Source organism: Streptomyces sp. NBC_01497, from assembly GCF_036250695.1.
Lineage (GTDB): Bacteria > Actinomycetota > Actinomycetes > Streptomycetales > Streptomycetaceae > Streptomyces.
The window spans coordinates 445,572-457,860 of sequence record NZ_CP109428.1 but is presented as its reverse complement, the minus strand read 5'-3'; the positions used below and the strand labels follow the sequence as shown (position 1 = coordinate 457,860).

The 12,289-nt window shown below is 66.3% G+C and carries 12 protein-coding genes and 1 pseudogene; 8 read left to right on the top strand and 5 right to left on the bottom strand.

Annotation, left to right across the window (positions count from 1 at the left end):
- The first annotated feature begins 86 nt into the window (after positions 1-86).
- On the top strand, positions 87-962 hold the full coding sequence (locus tag OG310_RS38040; protein WP_329460745.1) for an SAM-dependent methyltransferase: 876 nt from the start codon (positions 87-89) through the stop codon (positions 960-962).
- Between the two features lie 317 nt (positions 963-1,279).
- Here OG310_RS38040 and OG310_RS38035 read toward each other — a convergent pair whose 3' ends face one another.
- Together OG310_RS38035 and OG310_RS38030 are read right to left on the bottom strand one after the other, a co-directional pair.
- Entirely contained in the window at positions 1,280-1,564 is a 285-nt protein-coding gene (locus tag OG310_RS38035; RefSeq protein ID WP_329460744.1) for an IS3 family transposase, read from the bottom strand.
- A gap of 3 nt (positions 1,565-1,567) precedes the next feature.
- Positions 1,568-2,224: an IS3 family transposase gene (locus OG310_RS38030; protein WP_329460743.1), complete on the bottom strand. Its 657-nt coding sequence runs from the start codon at positions 2,222-2,224 to the stop codon at positions 1,568-1,570.
- Between the two features lie 86 nt (positions 2,225-2,310).
- Between OG310_RS38030 and OG310_RS38025 the strand changes: the two genes are divergently transcribed.
- On the top strand, positions 2,311-3,462 hold the full coding sequence (locus tag OG310_RS38025) for an IS30 family transposase (protein ID WP_329460742.1): 1,152 nt from the start codon (positions 2,311-2,313) through the stop codon (positions 3,460-3,462).
- On the opposite strand, the gene OG310_RS38020 is transcribed toward OG310_RS38025, so the two are convergent.
- Positions 3,420-3,755 (bottom strand): transposase, encoded by a 336-nt coding sequence (locus tag OG310_RS38020; protein ID WP_329460741.1) that lies wholly within the window; start codon positions 3,753-3,755, stop codon positions 3,420-3,422. The two genes, OG310_RS38025 and OG310_RS38020, sit on opposite strands and share 43 nt — an antisense overlap.
- A 194-nt stretch (positions 3,756-3,949) precedes the next feature.
- Here OG310_RS38020 and OG310_RS38015 point away from each other — a divergent pair, with 194 nt between their 5' ends.
- Together OG310_RS38015 and OG310_RS38010 are read left to right on the top strand one after the other, a co-directional pair.
- The gene (locus OG310_RS38015) at positions 3,950-4,213 is read left to right on the top strand and encodes a hypothetical protein (RefSeq protein ID WP_329460740.1); all 264 of its coding nucleotides are present in this window, start codon (positions 3,950-3,952) and stop codon (positions 4,211-4,213) included.
- Positions 4,210-4,596, top strand: coding sequence for a hypothetical protein (locus OG310_RS38010; protein WP_329460739.1), 387 nt, complete (start codon positions 4,210-4,212; stop codon positions 4,594-4,596). Before OG310_RS38015 ends, OG310_RS38010 begins: the two co-directional genes overlap by 4 nt.
- A 484-nt stretch (positions 4,597-5,080) precedes the next feature.
- Here the strand turns inward: OG310_RS38010 and OG310_RS38005 are convergent, their stop codons facing one another.
- Positions 5,081-5,446 (bottom strand): hypothetical protein, encoded by a 366-nt coding sequence (locus OG310_RS38005; protein WP_329460738.1) that lies wholly within the window; start codon positions 5,444-5,446, stop codon positions 5,081-5,083.
- Positions 5,443-5,706 (bottom strand): hypothetical protein, encoded by a 264-nt coding sequence (locus OG310_RS38000; RefSeq protein WP_329460737.1) that lies wholly within the window; start codon positions 5,704-5,706, stop codon positions 5,443-5,445. The genes OG310_RS38005 and OG310_RS38000 overlap by 4 nt, the downstream gene beginning before the upstream one ends.
- Positions 5,707-6,144: 438 nt before the next feature.
- On the opposite strand from OG310_RS38000, the pseudogene OG310_RS37995 reads away from it, so the two are divergent.
- From OG310_RS37995 to OG310_RS37975, 4 genes and pseudogenes are all read left to right on the top strand, one after another.
- Positions 6,145-6,315, top strand: a pseudogene (locus OG310_RS37995) (Imm21 family immunity protein); the annotation flags it as partial.
- A gap of 1,660 nt (positions 6,316-7,975) precedes the next feature.
- Complete coding sequence (locus tag OG310_RS37985; protein ID WP_329460736.1) at positions 7,976-8,791, top strand: IS5 family transposase; 816 nt, start codon at positions 7,976-7,978, stop codon at positions 8,789-8,791.
- 63 nt (positions 8,792-8,854) lie between these two features.
- The gene (locus tag OG310_RS37980) at positions 8,855-10,015 is read left to right on the top strand and encodes an IS701 family transposase (RefSeq protein ID WP_443078952.1); all 1,161 of its coding nucleotides are present in this window, start codon (positions 8,855-8,857) and stop codon (positions 10,013-10,015) included.
- 827 nt (positions 10,016-10,842) lie between these two features.
- Positions 10,843-11,823, top strand: a complete 981-nt coding sequence (locus tag OG310_RS37975) for a DUF4331 family protein (RefSeq protein WP_329460735.1) — start codon at positions 10,843-10,845, stop codon at positions 11,821-11,823.
- The last annotated feature ends 466 nt before the right edge of the window (positions 11,824-12,289 follow it).

Sequence of the window (12,289 nt, the reverse complement as noted above, 5' to 3'; positions counted from 1 at the left end):
CGGGGCCGTGGACCCGCAACTGGAGTACTACGATTGCGGGTTCAAGCGCGTGCTGCGGCAGGCTCCGGCGTAGGAACGGATTTGGCATGACATCACAGAACGGTCTGAGCGGGTCAGCATTCGAGTCCTGGCGGCCGCCGCTGGACCTGCGAACGGACCGGCCGCACTCCGCCCGTGTCTACAACTTCCTGCTGGGTGGCAAGACGAACTACCAGCCGGACCGGGATGCCGTCGCGCGGCTGCTGGAGGTCATGCCGATCGCGCGTCCGACCGCGGTGGAGAATCGGGCGTTCATGCACCGGGCCGCGCACTACGTGGCGGCCGAGGCGGGGATTCGGCAGTTCCTCGACATCGGCACGGGCATCCCGACCGAGCCGAATCTCCACCAGGTGGTCCAGGACGTGGATCCGGCCGCCCGTGTCGTCTACGCCGACAACGATCCGATCGTGCTAGCCCACTCCCGCGCCCTGCACCAGGGCACCGCGGAGGGCCGCACCGCCTACGTGCACGGTGACCTGTGCGAGCCTGACACCATCCTCGCCGAGGCACGCAGGACCTTGGACTTTGACGAACCCGTCGCCGTGATGCTGCTGACGGTCCTGCACTGGCTGCCGGCCGACGCCGACCCGTACGACATCGTGCGGCGCCTGATGGACGCCGTGCCGGCGGGGAGCGCGCTGGTCATCACGCATCTCACGCGCGACTTCGACGCTCCGTCTGTCGGCGCGGCGGCTGAGGGGCTCAATCAGGAAGGCTCCAATGTCACCTCCCGCACGCAGGAGCAGGTCGCGGCGTTCTTCGACGGGCTCGACCTGGTGGAACCGGGGTTGGAGGTCATCGAACGGTGGCGCCCCTCTGCCCCGCTCGCTGACACGCCCGCGCTGTCCATCGCCTCCTCGACTGCGGCCGACGCGGCCGACGAGATCGTGCCGCTGTACGCGGGAGTCGCCCGCAAATCGTAGTAGCGGGGCTCCTGCTGGACCCACGCACTGCTGCGCAGCTCAGCGGCCGTGGGTGTCGTGGCACATTGACGCGGCCTGCGGGACGACGGTGTCCGCGCCTTGCACAGGCACCGCATGTCGTAGGCCGGTGTCACCTGGCGGTGAGGAATGCGGGCGGGCGCGCGGGCCCGGCGGTGGTGCACGTGCCGGGGATGCGTGGCCGTATGCCGCGGCGGCGTCCACTGGTGGTGATACCAGGTAGGCGTCCGCGCCGCCGTCAGCGAGGTCGTCGACTGAAACCATCGGCCTGACCTCAGCAAACGGCCGACGCACTGCGACTACACAGCACCGAATTGAAGTTTCCCCGTGATCATGGACACGTCTTTGTTATGCCGCGAGGGCTTGGTCTGCCGGTAGCGCAGGCGTGTCTCGTGGGGCGTGAGGTATCCCCAGTCGATGTGCTTGCGCAGGCGGTGTCTGTTGTAGAAGGTTTCGATGAAGTCGAAGATGTCGGCGCGGGCGGTGGCCCGGTCGGGCCAGAAGCGGGTGCCGATCTCTTCTTTCAGGACAGCCCAGAAGCTCTCCGCGGCGGCGTTGTCGAAGCAGCTTCCGGTCCGGCCCATGCTTTACTGGTGCCCCAACGCGCCAATTCTGTGGCGCAGTTGACTGGAGGTGTATTCGGATCCGCGGTCGCTGTGGATCACGCAGCCGGGCTCCAGGCGGCCGAGCGCGGCGGCCACGTCGAGGGCGTCGATGACGAGGTCGGCGCGGTGGTGGTCGGCCATCGAGTACCCGATCACCTCGCGGGTGGCCAGGTCCAACCACGAGGCGAGGTAGAGCCAGCCCTCGGCGGTGGGGATGTAGGTGATGTCCCCGACGATCTTCGTTCCGGGGCGGCCTGCGGTGAAGTCCCGGCCGACCAGGTCGGGCGACGGGGCGGCCTTGGTGTCGGCCTTGGTCAGGCTGCGGCGTCCAGTGCGCCGGCTGTTGCCGGCGATGCCGTTCTCCCGCATGACCCGCTCCACCCGTTTGCGGCTGACCACCCGTCCCTGCCGGCGCAGTTGGGCGGTGACGCGCGGGACACCGTAGTTTCGCCGGGACGCGATGTGGATCACCGTGATCTCGTGCGCCAGAACCCCGTCCGCCCGTCGCCTCGCTTCGCGGGCCTCGGCTCCGGCAACCCACGCGTAGTACGTCGAGCGGGCGGTCTTCATCACCTTGCAGAGCAGCGTGATCGTGTAATTCGCCTTCTCCGCGTGGATGAACCGGCATATCTCGCTCACCGGTCGCTCTCCTTCACGAAGAAGGCGGTGGTGAACTCAACCCGTCAGCGCAACACCCCAAGAGATCATCTTGATGGAGGTATTGCATGGCACGGTTGGGCCGTCCGGGGATGTCGGACGAGCAGAAGCGGGAGTTGTGGAATCGGTGGAAGGCGGGCGAGTCGATCAGCGAGATCGGTCGTGCCCTCGCGCGTCCGCCGGGTTCGATCTTCACGATCCTCAAGGCCAATGGTGGCTACGTGCCTGCGGTCCGCAAGCGGCGTCCTGGCACGCTGACGCGGGCTGAGCGCGAGGAGATCTCACGCGGTCTAGCCTGCGGGGATTCCATGCGGCAGATCGCCCGCGACCTGGGCCGATCCGCCTCGACGATCAGCCGTGAGATCGCCCGGAACAAGGGGAGGGCGAAGTACCGGGCCGCGGACGCGGAGGACCGGGCCTGGGACCGCGCCCGGCGACGAAAGCCGTGTCTGTTGGCGCAGAACACCCAGCTCCGGGACTTCGTCGCGGGCCGGCTCGCCGAAGACTGGTCTCCTGAACAGATCGCCGGCCACCTGCGCAGGCATCATGCTTCCGCATCCGGCATGAGGGTCAGCCACGAGACGATCTACAAGTCGCTGTTTATCCAGGCCCGCGGCGTTCTCGCCAAGAAGCTGCAGCAGCATCTGCGCACCCGACGGCCGACCCGTCGCAGCGTCCACAACACCGTCTCCGGACAGTGGCGTTCGCAGATCAAGGATGCCGTCTCGATCCGGGAGCGTCCCGCAGAGGCCAATGACCGAACCGTCCCCGGCCACTGGGAGGGCGATCTCATTGTGGGCCGCGGTGTCACGCAGATCGCCACCGTGGTGGACCGGGCCACCCGGTTCACGGTCCTGGTGCAGCTGGACGGCCGCGACAAGCACACCGTGACCCGCCGCCTGTCGCAGACCATGCTGCAGCTGCCGCAGCAGATCCGCAGGACGCTGACCTGGGATCGAGGCATGGAGCTCGCCGACCACAAGACCGTCACGGCGAGGACCGGCATGGACGTCTTCTTCGCCGACCCCCGAAGCCCCTGGCAGCGCGGCACCAACGAAAACACCAACCGCCTCCTGCGGCAGTACTTCCCGAAGGGCACCTCGATGGCCGACGTCACGCAAGCCGACCTCGACGCCCTCGCAGCGAAACTCAACGACAGACCCCGCAAGACCCTCGGCTACGACACTCCCGCCGCTAGAATTGCAGCCCTGTTGCGCTGACGGGTTGAGTTCACCGTCGCTTTTTTCAGGATCTCGATCGTCTTCGCCTGCTCAGCCGTCAGCTTCCGCAGCCGCTTCAGTTCCTCGTCCCTATCGTCGGCGGCCCGCACGACACCGGGCCCCGATCCGTTGTCCTGGGCGGCGCGGGCCTTCTTCGCCCAGCCCCGCAGGGACTCCGAGCTGATCCCGAGTTCCCGGGCGACTTCGGTCACCGTCCGGCCCGACGACCGCACGAGCTCGATCGCGTCCCGCTTGTACTCGTCCGAGTACCGATTCGTGTACTTGCTTCCCACCTGGCACTACTTCCTCTGGAACCTCAGATCCCAGTCTCCAGGTGTCCGTGATCAAGGGGACGCTTCACCACTCATACCACCCCGGATCTTCGAGCAGCCCGAGGAACGCCACGAGGTCGGTTGCCAGGTCCGTGCGCCACCGAGCGCGGCGGTGGCAGGGGCCCTATGAGTATACGCCGGCGTATACTCGGGTCATGGCTGACGCGATGATTCGGGTACCCGCCGAGGTGCGGGACCGTCTGGCAGTGATTGCCGAGTCCCGGGGAACGTCGATCCGCTCCCTCATGCAGGAGTTCGCCGAGTCGACCCTGACCGACGAAGAGCGGCAAGAGCGAGCCGAGCGGGCCCGTGCGTATCTGGCCGAGCACTTCAGTGTCGAGGTGTCGGGCGAAGAAAGCTCGGCGATGGGCCACAGGCTCCGGGAGGCGTTCGGCCGACAGCAGGGCGCGGCCGCGTGATCCTGCACCACCTCGTCCTGGACACCCCGACCCTGGTGGCGTTGTCAGGCAGCCGACAGGTGTCCGCCCTGATCCACCGTGCCTACTTCGAAACCGAAACACGCCTGTGGGTGCCAACTCTGTCCGTCCTGGAGGCTGACCGCGAGCACATGGGGACCACTGAGCACGTCGGGCAGCTGGAGGTCATCCATACCCTGGACTTGGACTATTCGGCGACGCTGACTGTCGCCCAACTGTTTCACGATGGCGTCCCCCCAGGGGTCGGGGCCGCCATCCATGCCGCCCGCCATCTGCCGAAGTGGGATGCGGATGCCCTCGTGGCGACGGTGGCTCCCAAGGCCTACGCAGGCCATGGGGTGCCCGTCCTGGACCTCAACCGCTGAGGACCGGGCCCCGCAGTTTCGGCAGCCTGAACCGCTGCGGATCTGATGGAGGCTCGATTCCCCGAGAAGATCGAGTCACGGCACATCCGTTCCTCTGCCCTGCTCAGTTTCATGAGTGGCTCACGGGTGAGGCGTTTGAGGTCCCGGCCGGTGAGCCGCTCGATACCCCAATGATCATGTGACCAGTTGCGGTTGCCGATCCGCCAGGTTGCCCATTGGACATCCGGATGCCGGCCAGACGCCGACACCAGGCATCCCCCTGGCCGCCGTCGTCGAAGCGGAGGCAGACGGGACGCCGCACTTCGGCCCGCGGGATGGTCTGGGCGTCGTTGATCTTGGCGTTCTACGGCAACGGGGCGCCGCCTGCGGCGTTGACGATCTCCGCCGTCAGGAAGCTCGCGTGCTCCGAGGCAAGGATGACGTAGGACGGTGCGATTTCGGCGGGTTGCGCCGGCCTCGGGAGGGGCCCCATGCGACGAGTGGGTCAGCTCGTCCAGGTCTTGATCTGGGCGGCGACCTCCCGCACCGGGAGCCCATCCCGGGCGGCGCGGGCCAGCGGGAGAACGCTGTCCAGGCCGGGGCTTACCGGCATGCCGCACGCTGACAGGTAGGCCGCCGTAACCGCAGCCGCGAACAGCAGGTTTCGCATCTCCAAGCTAGGGGTTCTCGCCAGCTCGCACAGCAGTGCCGCAGCCTTGTGATGGGGCTCGGGGTAGACCTCGTGGTCCAGGATCTCCGCCCGATGACGTGCTTCCGCCGCAACCGGGACGCCGTAGTCGACGACCTGTGGATCGCCAGGGATCTGCTGTGCCACTGCCAAGATCCACGCGAGGTCGATGCGGAGATTCACGCGGCGTCCCTCGGCGCCGGCTGTTCCAGCCCATCTCGGAGGCCGGGGTACCGGTCCTCACCGACCTCCGCCTCGAAGGCATCCGCGTACCCCGCCAGAAATGTCGCAGCGCCGGCCATGAAGGTTGCGCGTGACCGGCTCACATCGGCTTCGATCAGGTCTGCCACGTACCCCTGGAGGCTCAGGCCGCGGCGTGCAGCCCGGTCCTCGGCAGCCGCCCTTACCTCGTCGTTTAGTCGGATATTTGTCTGCTTTGCCATGCCGACCACAATAGCTAGCCACTGATACCGATGGCTAGCAGTCTGGCTGAACACGCGGCAGAATCGCTCACCGGGTGCCTGGTCGATGCTGGGCGCCAGGTCCAAGGCTCGCTCCGGCGTCGGCAGTCGTGTGGCATGCGACCTACATACCGTGACGCCGGGCCAATGGAGTCAACGAGCCGCCCGCCGAAGACCGCCGGATGGAGGTCGTCGACGACGCCCCGGGCCCCCGGCATCGACATCACCGTCGCCGTCACATGGCAGCGCGCTTCCGCCGGAGATTGGGCCGCCTACATAGCTGAGATCAGCCACCGGTCATGACCCCTGCCCTCATCCGCGCGAGTTGATCGGAGAACTCAGTGACACGCCCCCGGGTCACCTCGATGGGCGGACCCCTGATCATGATCTCAGAATCGGGCATGACAGCACTGGACCGGCTCCCCGCGCAAATACCCCGCTGACGAAGGCGACTACGGTCGCGCCTGCCCAGTCGAGGACCTCAATGGCATCATCGAAGTAGGCCCCACACAGGCACTCGTGCTCGGCGACGACCCTGCAGCCACGACGTTCCTCCCCGAGCACGACCTCCTTGTCCGTCAGACCTCGTAGGGTTGCCTCGGGCCGTCCGGCCGGGCGGCACCTCCTTTGCGGATCCCCGCCCGGCCACCTCCTCATAGCCCCGGGTCCTGCGTCAATCCAGTGCCCCCTCCTGTGTTTGAGGTGGCGCCGTTGGGTACCCGGGTTTCTGACTCGGGCGCGGTTGAGGCCCTCTCACTTTGGCCTGGCGGGCCTACAAAGTGACTGGGCCACGGTTCGCCATGATGACGAAGCGCCGACGGCGTCCGGGCCGTCCTTCCTTGTCGCGGTCGACGGACATCCGACAGCAGGCAGCCTGCCTCACTCATCACGCACGCTGGTTATCCCAAAGGCGGTTTTACCCCGGGGGTTCCTGCTCGGGTGACGTGTGCCGACGGCGGCAAGGTACTTGTCAAGGCTGCCGACGTAGCATTGGGTGGCCCTCACCCCGGCCTCGGCAATCGGCTAGGACTACGCTGGCAGATTTGCTGTCCGCCGCGATTATGGCTATCCCCTTCTTGGCGGGAAAGCTTTCCGATTTGCGATCGATGCACTTCCCGGCCCTATCAGTGGCACGGTGACGTGAAGGCAAGGTAGGTTCAGGCGCCTCTTCTTCCCGCTCCCCCTCGTCTGGCTCCTCGTGTTGATCTCCTTCCGGCCTCGCCAGGGCCGGGCCCGGTACGCCGCAGGAGCAAGGCGTCCCGCAGCCCCACTCGCTGCAAGGAACCGCCCGGCATCTGGCCGCTGGCGTCGATGAGGGAGAACGCGAGCAGGTCTTTGACGCGAACCGCCGGCGCAGCAGCCGGCTGCCCCCTTTCGCAGATCGGGCCACTCCTCCCCTCGCTGGCGGCTGCACGCGTTCGGGAGCCCCCCACGTCGGCGCTGAGTGCATCGAGTCCCCGTCCCAACCCAGCTCGATGACCCACGGCCGCGCCTCGTCGGCCTCGTTCGCAGGCACCTGCACCATGACGCTGGCCGGGATATCCGGCCGGTACAGAGCAACGCGGCCTTTGCGCAGGCACAGGCACCGAAGCCCCTGGACGCCGAAGATGCTTGCGTTCAAGGGTGCGATGGGCTTCGAAATCCGGCTGCTACACCAGAAGACCCTCCGGTACCTGGATGAGCGGGACCTGTCCGAACTCTCGCGTGCGGTCATCGACTCCGCCCATGTCCGCGCTAAAAAGGAGAGATCTTGCAGGTCCGAGCCCCGTGGATCGGGGCAACCCGGGTTCCACCATGCAGGTCCTGTCCGACGCGGACGGACTGCCCCTACGCGTCGGGCTCTGCGCGGCCAACACTCACGACAGCCTTGGGCTGAAGCCGATGGTCCCATTTCCACATGGGACACGAGTCCTACACGACCGACTCCACGCCGCAACGTCTCCACGCCGACACGGCGTCCCTCACCTGCGGCAATGGCTATGGGGTAAACCCATCGGCGTCCGCATCGCCCGCAGGGGCATAGAGCCCAGCCAACGATGGGGGCATCGACACTGAGTCATCGAACGCACCACGTCCTGGCTCACCGGCTACCGCCGACTCCACCACCGCCACGAACGCCACCCACGCAACTGCCCCGCCCTTCCTCGGCCAGCAGCCACAGTCCGCTGCTGCAAACGCCTCCGCAACCTCACCGTGTGGCACCCGGTCTAAGACCGTGTCCTGCATGGCCAGTCGGGGTAGATCGCTTTCTATGGACAGGGCTCGTTGGGACTGGGTTGTGCCGGCCGGGTTGTGGGAGATAGCGCGGCCGTTGTTGCCCGCGGCGAGGGTGCGGCCGCAGGGCGGCGGGGTCGCGAACATCGATGATGAGGCGGTCTTCGCCGCGATCATCTACGTGCTGGTCAGTGGCTGTGCCTGGCGTGCGCTGCCGCCGTGCTTCGGGGCGTCGAAGTCGACTGTGCACCGCCGCTTCGTCATCTGGTCCCGTGCCGGGGTCTGGGGCCGACTGCACCAGAGAATCCTCCAACTCCTGGACGAACAAGCCCTGATCGACCTCTCCCACGCGGTCTTGGACTCCGCGCATGTGAGGGCTAAAAAAGGGGGCGAACTTGCAGGTCCGAGCCCCGTGGACCGAGGTAAGCCGGGTTCCACAATGCACGTCCTGTCCGACGCGAACGGAGTGCCCCTACGCGTCGGGCTCTCCGCGGCCAACACCCACGACAGCCTCGGCCTGAAGCCGATGCTGTCCCATTTCCACATGGGACACGAATCCCACGCAGCCCAGTCCAAGCCTCAGCGTCTCCATGCCGACAAAGCGTCCGACATCCCCCACCCGCGGAAATGGTTGTGGGGCAAACACATCGGCATCCGTATCGCCCGCAAAGGAACCGAGTCCAGCGAACGATTAGGGCGCCGCAGGTGGGTGATCGAGCGGACGATGTCATGGCTGACGGGTTACCGCAGACTCAGCCCCCGATACGAACGCCAACCGGCAACTACCTGGCCTTTTCTCGGCCTCGCCGCAGCCCTCTGCTGCTACAAACGACTCATTAAACTCACCATGTAGGACGCGGTCTAATACTGCAACGACACTCCGTGACGCGGTACGTTCCTCGTCGTTGAACTCTTCATGCAGGAGGATATAGCTGACGGTTGGTCAGGTGCGTTCGGTGACTTCGTGGCGCGGTTCGCGGGGCGCTTCGGGCCGGTGGAGCCGAGGCGACGGATGGTGTCCTACCTGCGGGGACCGCTGAGTGAGGCGGAGCGCAAGAACGGCTGGACGCTGGCTGAGGGCGCCGGGGACACGGGTCCCCAGGGGATGCAGCGGCTGTTGAACCACTACCTGTGGGACGCGGATGCCCTGCGCGACGACGTCCGTGACGCGGTGGTGGAGCACATCGGGGATCCCGTGCGGGGTGTGCTGATTCTTGACGAGACGGGATTCCTGAAGAAGGGGGTCCGGTCCGCGGGGGTGGGCCGGCAGTACTCGGGGACTGCCGGCCGGATCGAGAATTCGCAGATCGGGGTGTTCCTGGCCTATGGCTCCGACCGGGGGCGGGCGTTGATCGACCGGGAGCTGTACCTGCCGAAGGACTGGACATCGGATCGTGAGCGCTGCCGGGCGGCGGGTATCAGTGACGAGGTCGAGTTCGCCACCAAGCCGGATATGGGCTTACGCATGCTGCAGCGTGCCGTTGATTCCGGTATTCCCTTCGGGTGGGTGACCGCGGACGAGGTATACGGCCAGACGAGCCGCCTGCGGATCTGGCTGGAGGAACACGATATCCCTCATGTTCTCGCGGTCCCGAAATCACAGATGGTCATGACCATGGGACTCTTCGGCCAGGCCCGCGCCCACCAGCTGGTCAGCGAGCTTTGTGACGGTGCGTGGACACGCCTGAGCTGCGGCGGGGGCGCCCACGGCCCGCGCGAGTACGACTGGGCAGCGGTACCCATCAGGCCCTGGCGGCGAGAAGGCTGGGACCACTGGCTGCTGGCACGGCGCAGCCTCACGGATCCCACGGACATCGCCTACTACATCTGCTTCTGCCCGGCCGGGACTTCGCTGGAAGAGCCCGTCCGAGTCGCGGGATCGAGGTGGATGATCGAGGAGTGCTTCCAGAGCGCGAAGAACGAAACGGGACTCGATCACTACCAAGTCCGCGGCTACATCGCGTGGTATCGGCACATAACCCTCTCCATGGCCGCCCTTGCCTTTCTCGCCATCCTGCGGGCAGAGGCAAAAAAGGAGGGCCGCATACCGGCCGCGATCAATCCCTCATCCCCGTGACCATGAACGAGGCCCGACGAATCTTCAATCGCATCTCTTCTCCTATTCGCCACAGCATCCAGCACATGCTCGCCTAGTCTCTATGGCGAAGAAGAAGCCAAGCCCGGGCCCGCATCAGCCACTACAGACGCAGAGGACATCACGGAGTGTCGTTGCAGTACTAAGAGATCTCCCGTTACTACTCAGGGGAGTCTGGGCCCTCTTTCGGGCGGCGGGGATGTGTGCGTCATAGATTCATGCGGGACTCGTCCTGCCGAATCCAGTTCGGGTGACGGCACCCCTTGGGGACTTGCCTCTTACCTCCGAAGGTACCGTCACGGGCGTCCGTCATCCGCTCTTGCACCTGAGCAGGGCCATGGCGTAAGCCATTCATAGGTCGCGTTCACTGCTCCGGAAGTCGTAAGCGCCAGCGTGGCGGAACGCCGTGCACGGGATTCCGGTGTGAACGTTGGGGTTGTGGAGTACGACCCCAACGTCCTCGGCAGAACTCATGTCACGAGCTCGAATTATCGGGGCCACGCCAAGATCCCCATCGATCCCATCGACGATACCGTAGTGGGAGCCACCTTGGTTGCCAGGATCCACCGAATTCGTGAACCTCGCCACCACAGCCATCGTAGGTCGAATCCCTCTCTCTACCTTGTGGCACGTCGTGCCCAGCTACCTGACGGTCTCGGCGATCTAGTTCCGGTTACTACAGGCGCTGCGCGCCCAGCGGCGAGCGGGCTCGAGAGGTGAGTTGCTCCGTCGGCGCCTGCTTAGTTTCATATCCCTGCCCGGATCGTGAACCCCTGCCTCCATCATCCGTCCCGACCGAGGGAGTCAACGTGTCCAACCACTTCAGCGCGGCCTATCTCAAGTTCCCAGGCGACGATGCCCGTCTGGACCTTACTGACCTGTATGTCTTCCCCGCTCCCGGGGCTCCGGGCAGGACAGTGCTGATCCTCGACGCAAATCCCTTCACCATGGGTCTGAACGCGACCCCGTCCTTCGTAATGAAGCCAGAATTCCACCCCGAGGCCGTCTACCGCATCAACATCGACAACAACGGAGACTTCCGGGCGGACGCCGCCTTCTCCTTCGTATTCACCGCGGCGAAGGGCAGCAAGCAGACCGGCTCGGTGCACTACGCCACCGACGAGGACGCCCGGCAGCCAGGGCCAGCCGGCGAGGTGCTCGCCTCTGCCGTACCGGTGGGCTTCGACGCCTCCGCGCAACCGGTGCAAGTGGGCCCATGCAGGGTGTTCATCGGCGCGCGCAGCGATCCGTTCTTCGCCGACGCCGAGGGCGCGCTGCACGGCTTCGAATGGACAGGAGAGGATGCTTTCGCCGGCAAGGACGTGCAGTGCATCGCTCTTGAGGTCCCTGACGAGATGCTCAGCGCGGAGCCGCTCATCGGCGTGTGGGCAACCGCCAGTGTGCGCCGTGACGGGGAACTCGTCCAGGTGGACCGTGCCGGGCATCCGAGCCTCAACCCCTTTATCAACCCCGAGTACGCGAAGGACGAGTACAACGCGGGCCATCCGGTCGACGACGTGGCGACATACCTGGAGCCGTGGTCGCAGCTCCTGATGCAGAACGGCTACGCGGCGGCCGAGGCGACCGCGGCCGCCTCCACCGTGCTGCCTGACATCCTGCGCTACGACCGAGGCCTGCCAGCCACTTACCCCAACGGCCGGACCCCCACCGATGACGTCTTCAGCACCCGCATGGCCTTCCTGACCAATGGAGGCGCCACCCCGGATGGTCTGTCGCCGCATGACGATCTGCTGCCCGAGTTTCCCCACCTCGGGCCGCCGAACCGGTGATCACCACGCGGCCTCCCTTCACGGTTCAACGGACGGCCCGGTGCGATCAGGTCGGCGACTGTGCCCAGCAGCGGTGAGGAGATGGGCGTCCTGACGGCGGGGCATGGACCGCGAGGTGCGGTCCGCCCCGCCCACAAGCGTGCGGGGCGTCCCTCGTCGACTGGCACCACAGCCGGTGCCGGTGTCGGTGCCGGTGCCGGTGCCGGTGCCGGTGCCGGTGCCGGTGCCGGTGCCGGTGCCGGTGCCAAAAGGTACGAGCGACAGGTCTCTGACGGGCGAAAGCCCAATTCAGAGACCCGCTCTCGTGGTGCGGCCATAGGCCAGGTAAGTCTGCTCGGACGTGGCGTTCTAGTCGAGCCCCTCTAAAAGCGCACTTGATCCTGTGGACTGCTCCTGGGCTGTCGGTGGTGGGGCTGGGGCTGCACGGCGCGCGGCCGTACATCGCCTCGTGAGGGGGCAACCGGCG